General features: G+C 64.4%; 15 protein-coding genes and 1 pseudogene. 7 read left to right on the top strand and 9 right to left on the bottom strand.

Going from position 1 to position 20804, the window contains the following annotated elements; genetic code table 11:
• Positions 1-114: 114 nt before the first annotated feature.
• Both xth and IV454_RS17230 read left to right on the top strand, forming a co-directional pair.
• Positions 115-885: an exodeoxyribonuclease III gene (xth, locus tag IV454_RS17235; protein ID WP_206087074.1), complete on the top strand. Its 771-nt coding sequence runs from the start codon at positions 115-117 to the stop codon at positions 883-885.
• A 98-nt stretch (positions 886-983) separates the two neighbouring features.
• A complete protein-coding gene (locus tag IV454_RS17230) occupies positions 984-2312 on the top strand; it encodes an IS4 family transposase (protein WP_206087073.1) in 1329 nt (442 codons plus the stop codon).
• 70 nt (positions 2313-2382) lie between these two features.
• On the opposite strand, the gene IV454_RS17225 is transcribed toward IV454_RS17230, so the two are convergent.
• The 5 genes from IV454_RS17225 to prpB all read right to left on the bottom strand — a co-directional run bounded on the left by IV454_RS17225 (position 2383) and on the right by prpB (position 12070).
• Positions 2383-5997, bottom strand: coding sequence for a sensor domain-containing protein (locus tag IV454_RS17225; RefSeq protein ID WP_206087072.1), 3615 nt, complete (start codon positions 5995-5997; stop codon positions 2383-2385).
• Positions 5998-6174: 177 nt separating this feature from the next.
• On the bottom strand, positions 6175-7365 hold the full coding sequence (gene prpF / locus IV454_RS17220) for a 2-methylaconitate cis-trans isomerase PrpF (protein WP_206092717.1): 1191 nt from the start codon (positions 7363-7365) through the stop codon (positions 6175-6177).
• Positions 7365-9962, bottom strand: a complete 2598-nt coding sequence (gene acnD / locus IV454_RS17215) for a Fe/S-dependent 2-methylisocitrate dehydratase AcnD (protein ID WP_206087071.1) — start codon at positions 9960-9962, stop codon at positions 7365-7367. Before acnD ends, prpF begins: the two co-directional genes overlap by 1 nt.
• 9 nt (positions 9963-9971) lie before the next feature.
• On the bottom strand, positions 9972-11138 hold the full coding sequence (gene prpC, locus IV454_RS17210; RefSeq protein WP_206087070.1) for a bifunctional 2-methylcitrate synthase/citrate synthase: 1167 nt from the start codon (positions 11136-11138) through the stop codon (positions 9972-9974).
• Positions 11139-11185: 47 nt separating this feature from the next.
• Entirely contained in the window at positions 11186-12070 is an 885-nt protein-coding gene (prpB, locus tag IV454_RS17205; protein WP_054267049.1) for a methylisocitrate lyase, read from the bottom strand.
• Between the two features lie 217 nt (positions 12071-12287).
• Here prpB and prpR point away from each other — a divergent pair, with 217 nt between their 5' ends.
• From prpR to IV454_RS17190, 3 genes are all read left to right on the top strand, one after another.
• On the top strand, positions 12288-13916 hold the full coding sequence (gene prpR / locus IV454_RS17200; RefSeq protein WP_206087069.1) for a propionate catabolism operon regulatory protein PrpR: 1629 nt from the start codon (positions 12288-12290) through the stop codon (positions 13914-13916).
• Positions 13917-14093: 177 nt separating this feature from the next.
• Positions 14094-15470 (top strand): pyridoxal-phosphate dependent enzyme, encoded by a 1377-nt coding sequence (locus IV454_RS17195; protein ID WP_206087068.1) that lies wholly within the window; start codon positions 14094-14096, stop codon positions 15468-15470.
• Positions 15467-16645, top strand: a complete 1179-nt coding sequence (locus IV454_RS17190) for a trans-sulfuration enzyme family protein (protein WP_206087067.1) — start codon at positions 15467-15469, stop codon at positions 16643-16645. Before IV454_RS17195 ends, IV454_RS17190 begins: the two co-directional genes overlap by 4 nt.
• A gap of 82 nt (positions 16646-16727) precedes the next feature.
• On the opposite strand, the gene IV454_RS32870 is transcribed toward IV454_RS17190, so the two are convergent.
• Together IV454_RS32870 and IV454_RS33340 are read right to left on the bottom strand one after the other, a co-directional pair.
• Positions 16728-16931 carry a hypothetical protein gene (locus IV454_RS32870; RefSeq protein ID WP_229522392.1) on the bottom strand — a complete coding sequence of 68 codons (204 nt, stop codon included), beginning with the start codon at positions 16929-16931 and terminating at the stop codon, positions 16728-16730.
• Positions 16932-16940: 9 nt separating this feature from the next.
• Positions 16941-17036: pseudogene (locus IV454_RS33340) on the bottom strand (MarR family transcriptional regulator); the annotation flags it as partial.
• Between the two features lie 20 nt (positions 17037-17056).
• On the opposite strand from IV454_RS33340, the gene IV454_RS32860 reads away from it, so the two are divergent.
• Positions 17057-17260 carry a hypothetical protein gene (locus IV454_RS32860; RefSeq protein WP_229521662.1) on the top strand — a complete coding sequence of 68 codons (204 nt, stop codon included), beginning with the start codon at positions 17057-17059 and terminating at the stop codon, positions 17258-17260.
• 7 nt (positions 17261-17267) lie between these two features.
• Here the strand turns inward: IV454_RS32860 and IV454_RS17180 are convergent, their stop codons facing one another.
• Together IV454_RS17180 and IV454_RS17175 are read right to left on the bottom strand one after the other, a co-directional pair.
• Positions 17268-17978, bottom strand: coding sequence for a fumarylacetoacetate hydrolase family protein (locus IV454_RS17180; protein ID WP_206087066.1), 711 nt, complete (start codon positions 17976-17978; stop codon positions 17268-17270).
• A gap of 428 nt (positions 17979-18406) precedes the next feature.
• Complete coding sequence (locus IV454_RS17175; protein ID WP_206087065.1) at positions 18407-19999, bottom strand: phage tail sheath family protein; 1593 nt, start codon at positions 19997-19999, stop codon at positions 18407-18409.
• 360 nt (positions 20000-20359) lie between these two features.
• Between IV454_RS17175 and IV454_RS17170 the strand changes: the two genes are divergently transcribed.
• On the top strand, positions 20360-20749 hold the full coding sequence (locus IV454_RS17170; protein WP_206087064.1) for a hypothetical protein: 390 nt from the start codon (positions 20360-20362) through the stop codon (positions 20747-20749).
• Positions 20750-20804: the final 55 nt, after the last annotated feature.

Here is a 20804-nt window from a genome sequence, read left to right as displayed (position 1 = left end):
GTATGCTGACTGCATGAAAGGTCGATTTCGATAACTGAGCGCATGTTCTTGCATGAACGGCACATTTACCGCGATACTAAGTGTTTTTAGCGTCAACGGCCTTGCGAAAACCTCATGAAAATAGCCACCTGGAATGTTAATTCCCTTAAAGTACGACTTGCTCACTTACTGCAATGGCTCGAAGCAAATCCCGTCGACGTACTTTGCCTACAAGAGACAAAACTGACGGACGAAAAGTTCCCGATTTCTGAAATTAATGCAGCCGGGTACGAAGTTGCCTTCAGCGGACAGAAAACCTATAACGGCGTTGCCATCTTGTCGAAGCTGCCATTGACCGATGTGGTGCGCAACAACCCGCTGTTTCCCGACGAGCAGCAGCGGATACTGGCGGCAACCATTGGCGGCATGCGCTTTATCTGCGCGTATGTGCCCAATGGCCAGGCGGTAGACACCGACAAATATGCCTACAAACTGGCCTGGCTGGCCGCGCTGCGCGACTGGCTGGCTGATGAACTGCGCGTGCACGCCGGGGGCGGCCTGGCCATTCTGGGCGACTACAACATCGCGCCGGAAGACCGGGATGTGCACGACCCGGTGGCTTGGGCGGGCCAGGTGCTGTGTTCCGACAAGGAGCGGGCGGCGCTGACGGCGCTGGTCGATCTGGGACTGACAGACTCTTTCCGCCTGTTCGAGCAGGCCGACAAATCGTTCAGCTGGTGGGATTACCGGCAGCTTGGTTACCAGAAAAACAAAGGGCTGCGGATCGACCACATTTTGCTGTCCGAAGCATTGGCCAAGCGCTGCACGGCGTGCGCGATCGACCGCATTCCACGCAAATGGGAACAGCCCTCCGACCACGCCCCCGTCATCGCCACCCTCGACTAAAAAATTTCCCAACCGGGGTCAGACCTTAATGCCGTTAAGTTAAGCCCTTGACTGTCGCTTCTTGTAAACAAGTTCCAGAAGTGTTAACGTCTGGAACTATGTTCTCAGATGCCCTCTCTCTTGCCATTGACCTCCCGCGATTTCCTCCAGATTGGAGGCGACTGGGTAAGGAATTACCGTACGAATGGATTGAAGCTGCCCTCGAAGCGAAAGGCAAAGCCAGTATCCGTCGGCGCCGCCTTCCTGCACAGCAAGTGGTGTGGCTAGTCATCGCTTTGGCCCTGTATCGCCATCTGTCTGTCAAAGAAGTACTCGATGACTTGGACTTGGCACTCCCGGAATTGGAAGGTGCCTGCTTAACCGCCAGCGCGGCCTGCCAGGCGCGCCAGCGGCTTGGGCCCGAACCACTGCGTTGGCTGTTTGAATGCTCGGCCCAGGCATGGAGTGAGGAAGATCACTCAGCCTATTTGTTTCACGGGATGAGTCTTTTTGCCATGGATGGCACGACCTTGCGTCTTGCCGAGAGCGAGGCCAACCGCGCGCACTTCGGCGCCCAGAAATATGCCAAAGGGAGTGTGGCGAGTTACCCACAAGCGAAGGGTGTCACACTGACCGCCGTACCGACGCATCTGATCCTCGATGCCCGTTTCGGGCCCTACGCGACGAGTGAAGCGAGCTTCGCCAAGGAGTTGATCGCAAGCGTGCCGGACAGCTCCCTCACCGTCTTCGATGCAGGCTTTCTGTCAGCAGAAATCCTGTGCAATTTGGCTGGGCAGGGACATTGTCGTCACTATCTGATTCCGGCAAAGAGTAATACGCGCTGGAAGTTAATAGAGGGAACAGTGGAAGATGGGCTTGTTGAGATGGAGGTGTCCGACTCGGCCATGCGCAAGGATCCGACGCTGCTCGCTTCGTGGCGTGCCCGCGCGGTGCGCATAGGTGACGGCACCGGCGAGTTGAAATATGTACTCACCTCGCTCACCGATAAAAAAGCCATCACAGCCAAGCAGATCGTCGACTGCTACTGGCGCCGCTGGGCGATCGAGACGAGTTATCGCGAAATCAAGCAGACCATGCTGGGATCAGCGCATACCTTACGCAGCATGACAGTCGACGGGACGATGCAGGAAATCTGGGGCGCGCTCATCGCCTACAATTTGTTGCGAATTGAAATCGCCAAGGCTGCTCTCGAAGCGAAGTGCCAGCCTACCGACATCAGCTTCGTGCTGGCACTGCACACAATTCAATATGAGCTGCTCATCGCCGCAGCAACGCAGGCGCAAGGAAAACTCCCCGCCACCTTGAAACGTCTGCGGGAGCGGCTCGTGCTTGATCTGAAGACTCATCGACCCGGTCGAAAATTCGACCGGGTCGTAAAAGCGAAAGCCCAGAGATATCCGGTCACCAGATTGAAGTCAAGCGCTTAACTTAACGGCATTAGGGTCAGACCTCCCACTCGAAACATTTCTTAACCGGGGTCTGACCCCGGTTGGGAAACTAGTTACTGGCAAGGTGGCTGCGGGCTTGTTCAGCAGCACTCGGCTGGGCGAACAGGTAACCCTGGGCGTACTGGCAGCCGTGGCCGCTCAGCAGGGCGTACTGGGCTTCCGTTTCCACCCCTTCCGCCACCACCGACAGCTGCAGGCTGTTCGACAGCGCCATGATGGCCGCCACGATCGCGCGGTCTTCGGCGCTTTGCTCAAGGTCCTTGATGAAGGCGCGGTCGATCTTGATCTTCTTGACCGGGAAGCGCTTCAGGTAAGCCAGGCTCGAATAGCCCGTGCCGAAATCGTCGATCGACAGGCGGATCCCCATGCCATTGATCTGCCCCAGAATCTCCAGGGTCTGCTCGCCATGCTGCATCAGCGCCGTTTCGGTGATCTCGAATTCGATCAGCGCCGGGTCGATCCCGGTTTCGTCAAGCATCCTCCGTATCGATTCGATCAGCCCGCGGTGCATGAACTGGCGCGGCGATAAATTGACCGCCAGCGGTACCGCCGCCATCCCCTGCCGCTGCCACGCCATGCTTTGCTCGCATGCGCGCCGCATCACCCATTCGCCGATCGGCACGATCAGGCCATTTTCTTCGATGATGGGGATGAAATGATCCGGCAGCACCAGGCCGTGCCCGGGACGACGCCAGCGCAGCAGCACTTCCATGGTATGCACCCGGCGCGTGCCGATGTCGATGATCGGCTGGTAAAACAGCTCGAATTCTTCCTGCGCCAGTGCGCCACGCAGCGCGCTTTCCAGTTCGAAGTGCTGCGCCGCCGCCAGGTTCATTCGGTCGGTGAAGTATTGGTAGTTGTTGCGGCCATTGGCTTTGGCGTGGTACATGGCCGCATCGGCATGCCGCATCAGGGTCGCGACGTCGCCGCCATCGTCGGGATACATGCAGATGCCGATCGATGGCGTGATGTGCAGCAGCCGCCCGTCGACCGGAAACGGCTGCTCCAGCACGGCGATGATCTTTTCGGCCACCTGGGTGCTTTCGGCCGATCCTTCTATACCCGGCACCAGCACCACGAATTCGTCGCCGCCCAGGCGCGCCACCGTGTCGCTGCCGCGCACCGCGTTGCACAGGCGCCCGGCTACTTCCTTGAGCAGGCGGTCGCCCATCAGGTGGCCCAGCGAATCGTTGATGGTCTTGAAGCGGTCAAGGTCGATAAACATGACGGCCAGCTTGCTGCCGGAGCGCTTCACCCCCAGCATCGCGTGGTCCAGCCGGTCCGACAGCAAGGCGCGGTTCGGAAGGCCGGTCAGGCTGTCGTGATAGGCCATGTGGTTCACCCGCGCCTCCGCCTGGCGCCGTTCGACGATCTCGCCCTGCAGCAGCGCATTGGCGCCGGCCAGTTCGGCGGTACGTTCCAGCACCCGCACCTCCAGTTCGTCGCGCGCGCGCAGTACCGCTTCGCCGGCTTCGCGCCGCGCGGTCACGTCGTCGACCAGCCACACCGAGCGCCCGGTCGCATGCGCCAGGTCGAACGGACGCCCCGACAGGCGTGCCCAGAACGTGCTGCCATCCTTGCGCACCAGGCGGTACTCGGCCATGTGGACCCGCCCGGCGCGGAAGTCGCGCGCCGTCTCGCCGCGCGCCAATTCCCAGCTGGCGCGATCGGGGTACAGCGAGCGCACCGCCAGCCCCGCCACTTCGCCCGGCCCATAGCCGAACAGTTCTTCCATCTTGGCGTTGCAGCGCAGGTTCATGCCGTGTTCGACCACCGCGATGCCGAGCACCGCGCTGTCGAGGATGGCCTGGTTTTCCAGCAGCGCGTTGCGCAGCGATTCCTCGGCGCGCTTGGCGTCGGTGCGGTCTTCGATGATCCAGATCGTGCCCTGCCCCGGTTCGGCCGGATTGACGACGTAGGCGATCAGCTGTGCCCACAGGGTGCTGCCGTCCTTGCGCGCCATTTCGACTTCGGTATGAAACGGTTTGCCGACCGAGAGCAGCGGCCCGGCCGCCGCGCCGATCGCGGCGTATACCTCGTCGCTGGGGTACAGCGCGCGGCCCGGCAAGCCGAGGCCCTCGTTGCCAAGATAGCCGAACATGTCGCCAAAGCCGCGGTTGTAGCGCGTGATGATGCGGTTCTTGGTGAACAGGATGCAGACCGACGCGTTGGTCATGATGGCCTGCACCTCGACCAGGGTCTGGCGCGCTTCGGTCACGTCTTCGAGAATCCAGATGGTGCCTTCTTCGCGCCGTTCGGCGTCGACCGTCTGTGCGCGCACGCGGCACCAGATCAGGGTGCCGTCGCGCTGGCGGAACTGGTATTCGGCCTTCTCGAACGGCAGCCCGTTGCCGAGCAGCGGTCCGGCTTCGCGACCGAACTGCTGGTACGCTTCGGGCGACGGGAACACCTCCACCGCCGGCCGTCCGATCATTTCGTCGCGCGCGTAGCCGAACATGTCGGCCATGCGCGGGTTACAGGACAACATGATGCCGTTGCGGCTGAACAGGATGCCGACCGAGGCGTTGTCGAGAATCGCCTTCTGCTCCAGCAGCACCTGGCGGGTCGCTTCCTCGGCCGCTTTTTGCGCACTGCGGTCGTCCACGATCCAGATGGTGTCCTGCTTGCCGCGCCCGGCGTTGATGGCGTAGATGTAGGCGTGCGCCCAGAAGGTGCTGCCATCCTGGCGCAGCATTTCGATGTCGGACTGGTAGGGACGGCCGGCGCGCAGCAGCGGCAGCGCCTCCCGCTGCATGGCCTCGTAGCCGGCGCCCGAAACAAACAGTTCGGCGGCGCCGCGGCCGAGTCCCGTCTCGCCGGTGAAGCCGAAAAAGCGGCCGAACTGCTGGTTATAGCGCAGGATGCGGTTGTCGCGCTGGAAGGCGATGCCCAGCGGGGCATTGTCCATGATCGCCTGCATTTCGAGCAGGGCGCGGCGCAGGCGCGTTTCGTTCTGGTGCAGTTCGTCGATGTCTTCGACGATCCAGATGGTGCCGTGCGACTCGTCGCGCGGGTCGACCGCACGCCCGTACAGGCGGCACCAGAGCAGCATGCCATCCTTGCGGCGCAGGCGCACTTCGCCGGCGTAGGAGCCGCCGGCGGCGAGCCGCGGCCCCGCCTCGCTGCTCATTTGTTCGTAGCTGCGCGCGCTGGGGAACACGGTAACGCTGGCCGCGCCGATCAGCTCATCGGCGCTGTAGCCGAAGATCTCGGCGGCGCGGATATTACATTCGCGGATCACGCGGTTCTTGCTGAGGATGATGCCGACGGCGGCATTCTCGAGAATCGCCTTCTGTTCGAGCAGGGTTGTGCGCAGGGCGGCCTGGTCGCGGTCGAAGCGGCGGATGTCGGTGAACACAAAGGTGGCGCCGCCGGCCGACAGCGCCTTGGCCAGCACCTGGACGGCGATGTCGTTGCCGCCGGCGTGCAGCGCGCTTTCCCACAGCTGGTCGGCGCTTGCGCGCATGCGCAGCGCGGCGTCCTCGCGCATGGCAGGAGAAAAAAGACCGACCAGGGACTGGCCCGACGGATCGATGCCGAGCAGGCCGCACAAGGCTGTGTTGCACGCGTAGACGATGCCGTGCGCGTCGCAGGCACAGGCGGGCGACGCGATCAGCTGCAGCGCTTCAGCGACGAAATCAGGCTTGGTGAATACGCGATCCATGTCCCCCACTACGGCATCTTTCCGGCGCCTCCGTGGCGGGCAGCGGACAGCCGATCATAAACCACAATTGGGCCGGATATAGGCGCAAACGCCAAAAAAACAGACAGGCCCGCCACGCGGGAACGTGGCGGGCCTTGACAGATTGTCATCGCGGGCCGTGGCAGGCCCTGGAAGGCATCAGAAGGCGTCGCCGGGCACCCGCACCCATCCTTCCATCAGCACGCGCGCGCTGCGGCTCATGATGGCCTTGGCAACGCGCCAGTCGCCGTCGACCTGGCTCGCTTCGGCGCCCACCCGCAAGGTGCCGGACGGATGGCCGAAGCGCACCGCCGTGCGTTCGCCGCCGCCGGCGGCCAGGCTGACCAGGGTGCCGGGAATGGCCGCCGCGGTGCCGATGGCCACTGCGGCGGTGCCCATCATCGCATGGTGCAGCTTCCCCATCGACATGGCGCGCACCAGCAGGTCGATGTCGTCCGCCGCGACCTGTTTGCCGCTCGACGACACGTAGGCGCTTGGTGACGCCACGAAGGCCACCTTGGGCGTGTGCTGGCGCGTGGCCGCTTCGTCCACATGCTTGATGAGGCCCATGCGCACGGCGCCATGCGCGCGGATCGCTTCGAACATGGTCAGCGCTTCCGGGTCGCCGTTGATCGCATCCTGCAGTTCGGTCCCGGTGTAGCCAATCGCCTTGGCATTGACAAAAATCGTCGGTATGCCGGCATTGATCATGGTGACCTTGATCGTGCCAAGACCGGGCACCTCGAGATCGTCGACCACGTGCCCGGTCGGGAACATGGCGCCGCCGGCGCCCTCTTCTTGCGCTGCCGGATTGATGAATTCGAGCTGCACTTCGGCCGCCGGGAACGTCACGCCATCGAGTTCGAAATCACCCGTTTCCTGCACCGCGCCGCCCGTTACCGGGACGTGCGCGATGATGGTCTTGCCGATGTTGGCTTGCCAGATGCGCACCACGGCCACGCCGTCGGCCGGAACGCGGGCGGCATCGACCAGCCCCGCGCCGATGGCGAACGAGCCCACCGCGGCCGACAGGTTGCCGCAATTGCCGCTCCAGTCGACAAAGGCCTTGTCGATGGCGACCTGGCCGAACAGGTAGTCGACGTCGTGATCGGGCTTTTCGCTCTTCGACAAGATCACCGTCTTGCTGGTGCTCGAGGTGGCGCCGCCCATGCCGTCGATCTGCTTGCCGTAAGGGTCGGGGCTGCCGATCACGCGCAGCAGCAGCGCGTCGCGCGCGGCGCCGGCCACCTGCGCGGCCTCGGGCAGGTCTTGCAGGCGGAAGAACACACCCTTGCTGGTACCGCCGCGCATATAGGTGGCGGGAATCCGGATTTGAGGTTGGTGCGCCATCATGCTGCCTTTACGGTCGATTCGAGGAAGTCCTGGGCGAAGCGCTGCAGCACGCCGCCGGCTTCGTAGATCGCCACTTCTTCGGCGGTGTCCAGACGGCAGATGACCGGCACTTCGACCACGTCGCCGGAAACGTGCCTGATCACCAAGGTGAGCCTGGCGCGCGGGGTGCGTTCGCCCAGAACGTCGAAGGTTTCGCTGCCGTCGATCGCCAGGGTGATGCGGTTCACGCCAGGTTCGAACTCCAGCGGCAGCACGCCCATGCCCACCAGGTTGGTGCGGTGGATGCGTTCGAAACCCTCGGCCACGATGGCTTCCACGCCGGCCAGGCGCACGCCCTTGGCGGCCCAGTCGCGCGACGATCCCTGGCCATAGTCGGCGCCGGCGATGATGATCAGCGGCTGCTTGCGCTCCATGTAGGTCTGGATCGCTTCCCACATGCGCGTGACCGTGCCTTCCGGTTCGATGCGGGCCAGCGAGCCTGCCTTGACCTTGCCGTCGACGATCACCATCTCGTTTTTCAAGGTCGGATTGGCGAAGGTGGCGCGCTGCGCGGTCAGGTGGTCGCCGCGGTGGGTGGCGTAGGAATTGAAGTCTTCCTCCGGCAGGCCCATTTTCGCCAGGTATTCGCCGGCGGCGGAATCGAGCATGATCGCGTTCGACGGCGACAGGTGGTCGGTGGTGATGTTGTCGCCCAGGACCGCTAGCGGACGCATGCCGGCCAGGGTGCGTGCACCGGCCAGCGCGCCTTCCCAGTACGGCGGACGGCGGATGTAGGTGGTATGCGGACGCCAGTCGTACAGCGGGCTCACTTTCACGCCATCGTCTTCCTGCTTGGCGAACATCGGAATGTAGACCTTGTGGAAGTGCGCCGGCTTGACGCTGGAAGCGACCAGTGCGTCGATCTCCTCGTCGCTCGGCCAGATATCCTTGAGCGTGACCGGTTTGCCGTCGGCGCCGATGCCCAGCACGTCCTTCTCGATGTCGAAGCGGATCGTGCCGGCGATCGCGTAGGCGACCACCAGCGGCGGCGACGCCAGAAATGCCTGTTTCGCGTACGGGTGGATGCGGCCGTCGAAGTTGCGGTTGCCCGACAGGACGGCGGTCGCGTACAGGTCGCGCTCCACCACTTCCTTTTGGATCACCGGATCGAGCGCTCCGGACATGCCGTTGCAGGTGGTGCAGGCATAAGCGACGACGCCAAAGCCGAGCGTTTCCAGTTCGCGCATCAGGCCAGCATCTTCCAGGTACAAGGTGACGGCCTTGGAGCCTGGCGCCAGCGAGCTTTTGACCCAGGGCTTGCGCGTCAGGCCAAGCTTGTTGGCGTTACGCGCGATCAGGCCGGCGGCGATCATGTTGCGCGGGTTGTTGGTGTTGGTGCAGCTGGTAATGGCCGCGATGATGACGGCGCCGTCGGGCATCAGGCCCGGCTCGTTCTCGACCACGCCGCTGATGCCGCGCGCGGCCAGTTCCGAGGTCGGCACGCGGTTGTGCGGATTGGACGGGCCGGCGATGGTGCGCACCACCGACGACAGGTCGAAGCGAAGCACACGCTCATATTCGGCGTTCTTGAGCGTATCGCCCCACAAGCCGGTGTGCTTCGCATACAGTTCGACCAGCTTGACCAATTCGTCGTCGCGGCCGGTGAGCTTGAGGTAGGTGATGGTCTGCTCGTCGATGTAGAACATGGCGGCGGTGGAGCCGTATTCCGGGGCCATGTTGGAGATCGTCGCGCGGTCGCCCAAGGTCAGGTGGGCGGCGCCTTCGCCGTAAAACTCCAGGTAGGACGAGACGACCTTCTGCTTGCGCAGGAATTCGGTCAGCGCCAGCACCGTGTCGGTGGCGGTGATGCCCGGCTGCGGTTTGCCGGTCAGTTCGACGCCGATGATGTCGGGCAGTCGCATCCACGAGGCGCGGCCCAGCATCACGCTTTCGGCTTCCAGGCCGCCGACACCGATGGCGATCACGCCGAGCGCGTCGACCATCGGGGTGTGCGAGTCGGTGCCGACCAGGGTGTCCGGGAAGGCCACGCCGCCCTGCACCTGCACCACCGGCGACATGCGTTCGAGATTGATCTGGTGCAGGATGCCGTTCCCCGGCGGGATCACGTCGACGTTCTTGAACGCTTTTTTGGTCCAGTTGATGAAGTCGAAACGGTCTTCGTTGCGGCGATCTTCGATGGCGCGGTTCTTGTTAAATGCGTCGGGATCGAAACCGCCGCATTCGACCGCCAGCGAATGGTCGACCACGAGCTGGGTCGGCACCACCGGGTTGACCAGAGCCGGGTCGCCGCCCTGCAGGGCAATGGCGTCGCGCAGGCCGGCCAGGTCGACCAGGGCGGTCTGGCCGAGGATGTCGTGACAGACCACGCGCGCCGGAAACCACGGGAAGTCGAGGTCGCGCTTGCGGCCGATCAGTTGGCCCAGCGAGGCGTCCAGGGTAGCGGGGTCGCAACGGCGCACCAGGTTTTCAGCCAGCACGCGCGAGGTGTACGGCAGCTTGTCGTAGGCACCTGGCTCGATTGTGTCGACCGCGGCGCGCGCGTCGAAGTAATCGAGTTTGGTCCCCGGCAGGTTTTTGCGGTGATTCGTGTTCATATGGGATCCTTACTTGCGCTCGGCCAGCGGCACGAACGTCAGGTCGTCCGGGCCGACGTAGTTGGCGCTCGGGCGGATGATCTTGTTGTCGATGCGCTGCTCGATCACGTGGGCGGCCCAGCCGGAGGTGCGCGAAATCACGAACAGCGGCGTAAACATCGCGGTCGGCACGCCCATCATGTGGTACGACACGGCGGAGAACCAGTCCAGGTTGGGGAACATCTTTTTCACTTCCCACATGACGGTTTCCAGGCGCTCGGCGATGTCGAACATCTTGGTCGAGCCGGCGCCTTCGGACAGCGAACGCGCCACTTCCTTGATGACTTTATTGCGCGGGTCGGACACGGTGTAGACCGGGTGGCCGAAGCCGATCACGACTTCCTTGTTGGCGACCCGGCTGCGGATGTCGGCTTCGGCTTCGTCCGGGTTTTCGTAGCGCTTCTGGATGTCGAGCGCGACTTCGTTGGCGCCGCCGTGTTTAGGGCCGCGCAGCGCGCCGATGGCGCCGGTGATGGCCGAGTGGATGTCCGAACCCGTGCCGGCGATCACGCGTGCGGTGAAGGTGGAGGCATTGAACTCGTGTTCCGCGTACAGGATCAGCGAAGTGTGCATCGCCTTGACCCAGGCTTCCGGCGGCTTGACGCCGTGCAGCAGGTGCAGGAAGTGGCCGCCGATGGAGTCGTCGTCGGTTTCCGTTTCGATGCGGCGGCCGTTGTGGCTGAAGTGGTACCAGTACAGCAGCATCGAACCGAAGGAAGCCATCAGGCGGTCGGCAATCGCACGCGCGCCCGGCACGTTGTGGTCATCTTTTTCGGGCAGCACGCAGCCGAGGGTGGACACGCCGGTGCGCATCACGTCCATCGGGTGGCTCGATGCCGGCAGCGCTTCGAGCGCGCTCTTGACCGCCTGCGGCAGGCCGCGCATCGATTTCAAATGCGCCTTGTAGCCACGCAGTTCGCCATCGTTCGGCAGTTTTCCGTGTACCAGCAGGTAAGCGATTTCCTCGAACTCGCAGCTGTCGGCGACGTCGAGGATGTCGTAGCCGCGGTAGTGCAGGTCGTTGCCGGTTTTGCCGACCGAGCACAGTGCGGTGTTACCGGCGGTGACGCCGGACAGCGCGACCGATTTTTTCGGCTTGAATGGGACGGCTTCGGCCGGGGTGGTGATGTCAGTCATGTGAACTCCGCGATTCTTCTTGATTAATCTGATTACTGTCGATCTAGTTACTTTTCTTTACCCTGGGCGAACAGCGAGTCGAGCTTTTGCTCGTACTCGTGGTAGCCAAGGTAGTCGTACAGCTCCATGCGGCTTTGCATGGTCGATACGACGTTTTTCTGGGTGCCTTCGGCGCGCAAGGTCTTGTAGAAATTCAGGGCCGCCGCGTTCATGGCGCGGTAGGCGCCGCAGCAGTACAGGGCGATGTCGACCTTGGCCGAGCGCAGTTCGTCGAGCGTGAACAGGGGGGTCGCGCCGAATTCGGTCAGGTTGGCGAGAATCGGCACCTTGACCGCGTCGCGCACCTGGCTGTACATCTCCAGCTTGGTGATCGCTTCCGGGAAGATCATGTCGGCGCCCGCTTCGACGTAGGCGCAGGCGCGGTCGATGGCGGCGTTCAAGCCTTCGACGGCCAGCGAATCGGTGCGGGCCATGATGACGAAGCTTTCGTCATGGCGGGCGTCCACGGCGGCCTTGATGCGGTCGACCATTTCTTCCTTGCTGACGATCTCCTTGCCCGGACGGTGGCCGCAGCGCTTGGCCGAGACCTGGTCTTCCATGTGCACCGCCGCCACGTCGGCGCGGATCATGTGGCGGATCGTGCGCGCGATGTTGAAGGCGCCGCCCCAGCCGGTGTCGATGTCGACCATCAGCGGCAGGCCGCAGGTGTCGGTGATGCGCTGGGCATCGGTGATCACGTCGTCCATGGTGCTGATGCCGAGGTCCGGCATGCCGAGCGAGTTGGCGGCCACGCCGCCACCGGACAGGTACACGGCCTTGTAGCCGGTTTGTTCAGCCATGCGCGCGGTATACGCGGTGATGGTGCCGACGACCTGCAAGGGGGATTCTTCCTGGACTGCGCGGCGGAACATCGCGCCTCGTGATTGACTCATTGCGTTTTCTCCTCGGGTGATGCGTTGGAATGACATGCTGTGTGCATTGCAAGCGGCGTGCCATGCGCTTTTTAGCGTTCCTGCCCGAACGGCATGCAAGAAACATCTTTATATTCAACGTGTTGCATGCGAGACATACAAGCTCGACGGTTGCTGGCGTGTTTCACCGGCGTTGCATCGTGAAACACGTGAAACGCAACTGCGGTAAAATTGAAACATGCCCTACTCTTCCCGCACCGCTGGCGACAGCAACGACAAGCCGGTCATCTGGACCGTTTCCGTGTCGCGCCTGTCCGACCTGTTCCGCGATATCACGCTCGAATACGACCATCTGGCGTCGATCGAGCCGGTCAACCTCGGCTTCGACGAGGCGGCGCGCCATATCCGCGAACGCATGGCCACTGAACGCTGCGACGTGGTGATCGCGGCCGGCTCGAACGCGGCTTACCTCAAGGGCCGCGTATCGGTGCCGGTGGTGATCGCCAAGGCCAGCGGCTTCGACGTGATGCAGGCGCTGGCGCGTGCGCGCCGGGTGGACGAGCGCATAGGCGTCGTCACCTATCAGCAGCAGCTGCCCGAACTGGCCGAATTCGCCAGCACCTTCGGCTTTCACATCGCGCAGCGCACCTACGTGACGGAAGAAGACGCGCGCGCGCAGATCAACGACCTGAAAGCGGCCGGGATCAAGGCCATCGTCGGCGCGGGGCTGATCACCGACCTGGCCGAGGAAGCGGGACTGACCGGCGTGTTCGTGTATTCGGCGGCCTCGATCCGCCAGGCTTTCGACGACGCGCTCGAACTGGCGCGCCTGACCCAGCTCGAATCGAACAGCGGCAGGCGTCCGGTGGTGACCGACACCTTGCGCACGCGGCATGGCCTGAACGACTTGCGCGGCGACTCGCCAGCGATGGAAACCTTGCGCCAGGCCGTGGTGCTGTATGCGCGCTCACCAGCCACGGTATTGATCGAAGGCGAAACCGGGACCGGCAAGGAGCTGGTGGCGCAGGCGATTCATCGCGAAAGCCCGCGCAGCCTGGGGGCGAACCGGCCGTTCGTGGCGGTGAACTGCGGCGCGGTGGCCGAGTCGCTGCTGGAATCGGAACTGTTCGGGCACGAGGAAGGCGCGTTCACCGGCGCGCGCCGCGGCGGCCACGCGGGCCTGTTCGAGGCGGCCAACCGCGGCACCTTGTTCCTCGACGAGATCGGCGAAATGCCGCTGCCGCTGCAAACGCGCCTGCTGCGCGTGCTGGAAGAGCGCGAGGTGGTGCGGGTCGGCGGCACGCGTCCGATCGCGATCAATGTGCGCGTGGTCAGCGCCACCCACTGCGACCTGGAACAGCGGGTGCGCGAGGGACGCTTCCGGGCCGACCTGTTTTACCGTCTGGCCGTGCTGCGCCTGGCGTTGCCGCCCCTGCGCGAGCGGATGGACGATGTGGTGGCGCTGGCCGAATGGTCGCTCAAGAATGCGCTGGCGGCGCTGGGCGCGCGGCCGCATCCGAACCTGCATGCCGAAATGGCGGGTTGTGCGCCACTGCTGGAGCGCTACGGCTGGCCGGGCAATGTGCGCGAACTGCGCAACCTGATGGAACGGGTCGCGCTGTTCCTGGCGGCCGAGCCTTTGCAGGCATTGACACCGGCGTTTGTGCTGTCCGTTGCGCCGGAGCTGGGCCGGGACATTCAGGCGCCGCCGGCCGCGCAGGTGCCGGCGGCGGAAACGGTGGAGCAGGTTCTAGCGCGCTTCGGTGGACGGCGCGACGAGGCGGCCGCGCATCTGGGCATCAGCCGCACCACCTTGTGGCGCAAGCTTAAATTGGATTCCCGCCTGCGCGGGAACGACGGAGAATAGGTGTGCGGGTTCCACCTTTCATTGAAACGCGCGTGACTTGCGCAAATCGGATCAGAATTCATATATCGAAGCATAAAATCATTCGTTCCAATGCCGTAAAGACGCGTCTATGATCCGCCCTTTTTCCGCCGGCGCGGCTGCCCACGAGGTGGCCGGAACCGGCTTTCGGAGGTTCTCATGTCATCCGCAACGCAGCCTGCCCTGTTTTCCCTGATCGGCAACACCCCGCTGGTCGAAGTGACCCGCATCGACACCAGCCCCTGCCGCCTGTTCCTCAAACTCGAATCGCAAAACCCCGGCGGCTCCATCAAGGACCGCATCGGCCGCGCCATGATCGAAGCGGCCGAAGCCGACGGCAGCCTGCAACCGGGCGGCGTCGTGGTCGAAGCCACCGCCGGCAATACGGGCCTCGGCCTGGCCCTGGTCGCGCGCCTGAAAGGCTACCGCGTGGTGCTGGTGGTACCCGACAAAATGGCGATCGAAAAAATCCTGCATCTCAAAGCCCTGGGCGCCGAAATCCACCTGACCCGCTCCGACGTCGGCAAAGGCCATCCGGAGTACTACCAGGATGTCGCTGCGCGCCTGGCGCGCGAGATTCCCGGCTCGTGGTTCGCCGACCAGTTCAACAACCCGGCCAACCCGCTGGCGCACCAGAGCACCACCGGGCCGGAGCTGTGGGAGCAGACCGGCCACGATCTGGACACCATCGTGGTCGGCGTCGGCTCGTCCGGCACCCTGAGCGGCCTGTCGCGCTACTTTGAAACGGTGCAGCCCAAGCTGGAATTCGTGCTGGCCGATCCCGAGGGTTCGATCCTGGCCGACTACATCAACACCGGCGTGCTGCGCGAGGACGCCGGCTCGTGGGCGGTGGAAGGCATCGGCGAAGACTTCATTCCCGCCATCGCCGACCTGTCGCGCGTGACAAGCGCCTACACCATCAGCGATGCGGACAGCTTCGGCAGCGCGCGCATGCTGCTGCGCGAAGAAGGCATCCTGGCCGGGTCTTCCAGCGGGACCTTGCTGGCCGCCGCGCTGCGCTACTGCCGCGCCCAGACCACGCCGAAAAACGTGGTCACTTTTGTCTGCGACACCGGCACGCGCTACCTGACCAAGGTGTACAGCGACGGCTGGATGGTCGACCAGGGCCTGCTCCAGCGCCCTGCCCTGGGCGACCTGCGCGACCTGATCGGCCGCCGCTTCGACGATGGCGACGTGGTCACCGTGGCGCCGACCGACACCTTGCTCACGGCATTTAACCGCATGCGCAGCGCCGACCTGGCGCAGTTGCCGGTGATCGACCATGGCCGCCTGGCCGGCATCCTCGACGAGTCGGACCTGCAGCTGCATGTGACGGGCGACGCCACCCGCTTTCGCGACCCGGTCGGCAGCACCATGACGTCCGAACTGCAAACATTGCGTCCGTCCGCCAGCATGGCCGAACTGCGCGATATACTCGACCGCGGCCTGACCGCCGTGATCAGCGACGAAGGCCGGTTTTATGGCCTGATTACCCGCTTCGACCTTCTCAACCACTTGCGCAGGACTTTGTCATGACCGAATCCACCAGCAAAAAACACCTTTCCACGCGCGTGATCCACGGCGGCCAGTCGCCCGATCCGTCGACCGGCGCGGTCATGCCGCCGATTTACGCCACCTCCACCTACGTGCAGGAAAGCCCGGGCGTGCACAAGGGCCTCGATTACGGGCGCTCGCACAACCCGACCCGCTGGGCGCTGGAGCGCTGCGTGGCCGACCTGGAAGGCGGCGCTCAGGCGTTCGCCTTCGCCTCGGGCCTTGCCGCCATTTCGACCGTGCTGGAACTGGCCGACGCCGGCTCGCACATCATCGCCGGCGACGATATGTACGGCGGCACCTACCGCCTGTTCGAGCGCGTGCGCCGGCGCAGCGCGGGCCATGATTTCACCTACGTCGACCTGACCGATCCGGCCGCCCTCATGGCGGCGCTGCGCCCCGAAACGCGCATGGTGTGGGTCGAAACGCCGACCAACCCGATGCTCAAGCTGGCCGACCTGAAAGCCATCGGCGACATCTGCCGCGCGCGTGGCATCATTTCGGTGTGCGACAACACCTTCGCCAGTCCGATCGTCCAGCGTCCGCTGGAACTGGGGATCGACATCGTGGTGCACTCGACCACCAAGTACATGAACGGCCATTCGGACGTCATCGGCGGCATCGCCGTGGTGGGCGCGGGCGAGCATCAGGCGGCATTGGCCGCGCAGCTGGGCTTTTTGCAGAATTCGGTGGGCGCGATCCAGGGTCCGTTCGACAGCTTCCTGGTCCTGCGCGGCATCAAGACCCTGGCGCTGCGCCTGGAGCGCCACTGCGCCAGTGCGCTGAACCTGGCTGCGTGGCTGGAAAAAGCGCCCAAGGTCATGCGCGTTTACTACCCGGGCCTGGCCTCGCATCCGCAGCACGAACTGGCCAAGCGCCAGATGAACGGCTTCGGCGGCATTATCTCGATCCAGCTCGATACCGACCTGGCCGGCGCGCGCCGCTTCCTGGAGCGCTGCGAAGTGTTCACCCTGGCCGAAAGCCTGGGCGGGGTCGAGAGCCTGATCGAACATCCGGCCCTGATGACGCATGCGACCATTCCCGCGGCCCAGCGCGCGCAGCTGGGCATCACCGACGGGCTGATTCGTCTGTCGGTCGGCGTGGAACACGTCGAGGACCTGCGCGACGACCTGCGCGCAGCGCTCGAGGCCATCTGACAGCCGATTGATCCGGCCAACGCGGGCAGGCAAATACATCGAAGCGGAGCCGGTGTTGCACGGCCCTGCGCTGCCAGCTACCTCAGGTGCCGGTATCGGCATTCTTCGCCGGTTCGCGGGCGGCGAAATGCTCGATATCCGCGACGAATTTTTGCAGGAGCCTGAGCAACTCATCGAATTCGCGCTCCTCCCATTGCGCGAAGATCACCCGTCCGATCCGTTCGCGGTCGATATTGACCGCGTCGGTCATTGCCTTGCCATGCTCCGTCATCAGCGCTTCGCGCACGCGAGCGTCCTTCGCCCCCGCCCGCCGCGTCACCAGGCCCGGGCTCTCCAGTTTCGCCACCTGGCGGCTGACCGTCGTGCAGTCACGCCCGATATGGTCGGCCAGCTCGATCAGCGCGTCCGGGCTTGCATATCCATGTGCTCGGCCAGCATGCCGAACTCGCCGACGAAGGCGGCCACCTGCGCCAGGCGTATGGCGTGAACGCCGGCGATTGGGTGCTGGTGCGTCCCGACGGCCATGTGGGGGCGATCGTGCGCTCCGCAGCCCCCGAGGCGCTGGCCGGCTACTTCGACAAAGCCGGACTCGGCCAGCTTCCAGCCCGGGCCTGAGCCCGGATTACACCACCGCGATGCGCAGCTCGCCAATGCCATCCACGGCAGCGGCGAGCTGGTCGCCGCGCACGACCGGGCCGACCCCGGACGGCGTACCGGTAAAAATCAGGTCGCCAGGCTGCAGGGTAAACAAGGTGGACAGATGGGCGATGGTCTCGGGAATCGACCAGATCAGGTCGGCAATATCGCCCTTCTGCCGGGTTTGGCCGTTGACCGCCAGCTGCACCGCGCCGGCGGCCGGATGTCCGCACTGGCCGGCTGGAACGATGTCCGAGCACGGCGCCGAGCCGTCGAAGGCCTTGCCGGTTTCCCATGGACGGCCGAGCTTCTTGGCCTCGCCCTGCAAGTCGCGCCGGGTCATGTCCAGGCCGACCGCGTAGCCGTAAATCAGGGCGTTGGCGTCTTCCGCCCTGACCAGGCTGCCGCCGACGGCCAGCGCCACGACCAGTTCCACCTCGTGATGCACGTCGTTCGAGCCGGACGGGTACTGAAACGCGACGCCGTCGCCGACGACCGCGCTGGACGGCTTCATGAAAAAGAATGGCGGCTCACGCTGCGGGTCGTGCCCCATTTCACGCGCGTGGTCGGCGTAATTGCGTCCCACGCAAAACACGCGGTTGACGGGAAAGCGCTCGCTGCGGCCACGGATCGGCAAGGTGGTGAGCGGTGGGGCATCGATGGCCAGCAGGACGGCGGCGTTTGTCGTGTTTGTCATACGGTGGCTTTCAATAAGGACTGGTCGGGGAGGCTCGCCAATATACAGTCATTCATGCGGCCATTCATACCGCCAGTAAGCAAACAAAGAGCGCTGGCGGCCGCGACGTCCTGATCGTCGCCTGGATCGGCGCAGGGCGGCACCAACGGCCGCATCGCGCTGACATCCTGGGCTCCCAACCGGGCATGGCGAGTGAGGCCTCCCCGTTCGCCGGCACCCATGAGGTGTTGCGCATGACCTTCAACGCCTTCGGCGCGCGGCGCATGTTCTGGGGCAGCGACATCACCCGGCTGCGGTGCGGCTGGCGCGACTGCGTGACCTTGTTTACCGACGAACTGCCATGGCTCAAGGGCGACGACCTGGAACTGGTCATGGGCCGCGGCGTGTCCGACTGGATCGCCTGGCGCCAAAGGCGTGCATCAGGCCGCTCAGTGGCTGCGCACCTGGCCGGCGGCCTGCTGCACATGCACCAGTACGAACTGGCCGGCCTTGAGCGGCGCGAAGCCGACCGTGATGTTGACCACCCCATGCTCGACATCGTCCTGCGTGGTCGTCTCCGGCCCGCAGCTGACAAAAAACGCTTCGTGCGGCGCCTTGCCCTGGAAGGCGCCCTGGCGGAACAGGCCGACCATGAAGGCGTGGATGCTCAAGCGGATCTGGGTCCACAGCTGGTCGTCGTTCGGCTCGAACATCACCCAGCGCGTGCCGCGCACCAGACTCTCTTCGATAAACAGCGCGGTGCGCCGCACCGGCATGCTTTTGCACTGGGCGCCATCGGCGTCCTCGGCGTGCATGGTGCGCGCGCCCCAGACAATGCGTCCGGCGCCGGGCATGCTGCGCAGGCAGTTGATACCGAGCGGGTTGAGCATGGTGCTGTCGCTGTCGCTCACCGGCACGCTCAGTCCCGGCACGCCGACCAGGGTCGTATCCATGCCCACCGGCGCTTTCCACACGCCGCGCTGGTGATCGGTGCGGGCGATGATGCCGGCCACCGCGCCACATGGCACCAGGCGCGTGAGCGCGCCGCTGCGCTGCTCGACCGGCTGCAGCAGGCGCGGGAAGAACAGCGCCGCATTGCGGCTGCTGGTGCCGAGCGCGGCGACGCCCTCGACGGCGTTGTCGACGCTGTTCCATGCGGGCGGCGGATCGACCAGCAGCATGGCGCGCCGCCGCTCGCAATACGCGGCCGCTTCGGCCACCAGAGCGTCGTCGACGCCGCCGTCGAGCAGGTCGCCGCCGTTATCCAGGTAGGGCGGGATGCACAACAGATTAAACAGCTCGGCCCGCGCCAGCGCGTACAGCCCGGCCCTGGCGGCCAGCTTGCCGCTGCCGATGAAGTCCGCCAGGGTCAGCGGCAGTTCGGCAGCGGCGCGCTCGCCCTCGTTGACGCGCGTATTGCTGGCCGCGCCGCTTTCCCAGGCGTCGCCCTGGCCGTGCGCCGGGCGCGGGTTGCTGGCGGGGCGTTCAGCCGGCAGCTCGCCGCTGACCGTCACCAGGCGCGACACGCTGCGCAAGACCAGGTCGATCCGGCGCGGGTGGGACGCCCCCACCGACACATTGCGAAATACCTCCACATGGCCGGTGACGCTGTCGCGCACCGACAGGTTGAAGCTGTGCGGATCCTCCGAGAGCAGGCCGTGGTCGATCCGCGCCTGCAGCGCATTGCCCCAGGCGCCGGGATCGCGCGCGCGCAAGGTCAGGGCGCCGGCGCGCAGGATGGCGTGGCTGCGCACCACGCCCTCGAGCGGGGCTGGCGCGCGGTACAGGCGCACGATGACGGCCTTGCCCCCGCCATTCAAGAAGAAATCGCGCACGGCGTAGCCGAGGGCGCTGTCGACCCACAGGCCGCCGAACTGGCGCTCGAAATCGGCGAAACTGGCGATGCCGACCGGTTCCTCGACCGGTCCGCGCAAGGCGCGTCCGACAAAGGCGGTGACCGACGTGGCCACGGCAGCGATCGGATGCAGTGCGGCGGATAGCTGCTCGGGAGCGGTATTGGCGTAGCTCAGTGCGGCATGCATGGGGATCTCCTGTTTCCTATTTTCATAAACTAGCGGCAATAAATCGCGGCAACTTAGCTATTAGATGCTTTTTGAAAACGATATCCTTGACATATATCAATGGAGATAGCGGACTCGGCAATAGTCTTGAGCAACGGGCTTGACAATGGCATCCGCGGGAACAAAACGGCGCCATTAATGAAATTTATGCAAGGTTTTGGTGCACAGTGGGTGTGCATATATGCAAGGTAATGGTGCAATATGTATGCAAGACGGGTTAATCCGATGCGATTCGGATGGATATGCTGGCATGTTATATGCAGATAAGTTGTTTATCCGGCAAATGGTCGGCCAAGCATTGCAGCATAAAGGATTGAATTGATGACAACGACCGGGCAACTCACTCGCGCCAACCTCGAAAACCAGGCTTTTGCGCTGATGTCGCGCATGCATGTGCTATTGCGCCGCGGGCAAGGCCGGGTGACCGATATCGACTATATGCGGGTCGATCCCGCTTATTGCCGCCATGTGCTGGAATTGGCCGGAGCCACGGGAGACGAGGACCTGCGCCAGATCGGGGCGCGGCTGCAGGAAATCTACTTCGGCGAGGCAGGCTTGTTCGTGGCGACGCTCAAAACGCCGCTGCTGGCGCGCGCGCCGTCGGCCCAGGTGACGCCGGCGGCGGCGTCCTTGGAAGCGTCCATGCCCGCGCCCGCGGCCCTGAGCGCGCGCGCCGCCACAGTGCGCAGCTATGTGGGCCACCTGCGCTGAGGACAGTTTGCCGCCGCCATAAAAAAAGCCCGCGTCGTCCGCGGGCTTTTGCTTG

This window comes from Massilia antarctica (assembly GCF_015689335.1).
Taxonomy (GTDB): domain Bacteria; phylum Pseudomonadota; class Gammaproteobacteria; order Burkholderiales; family Burkholderiaceae_D; genus Telluria_A; species Telluria_A antarctica.
Note: the sequence above shows the minus strand (reverse complement) of the source record. Positions and strands in the feature narration are given on the sequence as shown.

Bases quoted from the DNA above. Each gene is read 5' to 3' on its own strand.
- xth (WP_206087074.1), top strand. From the start codon at position 115: ATGAAAATAGCCACCTGGAATGTTAATTCCCTTAAAGTACGACTTGCT.
- IV454_RS17230 (WP_206087073.1), top strand. From the start codon at position 984: ATGTTCTCAGATGCCCTCTCTCTTGCCATTGACCTCCCGCGATTTCCT.
- IV454_RS17225 (WP_206087072.1), bottom strand. From the start codon at position 5,997: ATGGATCGCGTATTCACCAAGCCTGATTTCGTCGCTGAAGCGCTGCAG.
- prpF (WP_206092717.1), bottom strand. From the start codon at position 7,365: ATGGCGCACCAACCTCAAATCCGGATTCCCGCCACCTATATGCGCGGC.
- acnD (WP_206087071.1), bottom strand. From the start codon at position 9,962: ATGAACACGAATCACCGCAAAAACCTGCCGGGGACCAAACTCGATTAC.
- prpC (WP_206087070.1), bottom strand. From the start codon at position 11,138: ATGACTGACATCACCACCCCGGCCGAAGCCGTCCCATTCAAGCCGAAA.
- prpB (WP_054267049.1), bottom strand. From the start codon at position 12,070: ATGAGTCAATCACGAGGCGCGATGTTCCGCCGCGCAGTCCAGGAAGAA.
- prpR (WP_206087069.1), top strand. From the start codon at position 12,288: ATGCCCTACTCTTCCCGCACCGCTGGCGACAGCAACGACAAGCCGGTC.
- IV454_RS17195 (WP_206087068.1), top strand. From the start codon at position 14,094: ATGTCATCCGCAACGCAGCCTGCCCTGTTTTCCCTGATCGGCAACACC.
- IV454_RS17190 (WP_206087067.1), top strand. From the start codon at position 15,467: ATGACCGAATCCACCAGCAAAAAACACCTTTCCACGCGCGTGATCCAC.
- IV454_RS17180 (WP_206087066.1), bottom strand. From the start codon at position 17,978: ATGACAAACACGACAAACGCCGCCGTCCTGCTGGCCATCGATGCCCCA.
- IV454_RS17175 (WP_206087065.1), bottom strand. From the start codon at position 19,999: ATGCATGCCGCACTGAGCTACGCCAATACCGCTCCCGAGCAGCTATCC.
- IV454_RS17170 (WP_206087064.1), top strand. From the start codon at position 20,360: ATGACAACGACCGGGCAACTCACTCGCGCCAACCTCGAAAACCAGGCT.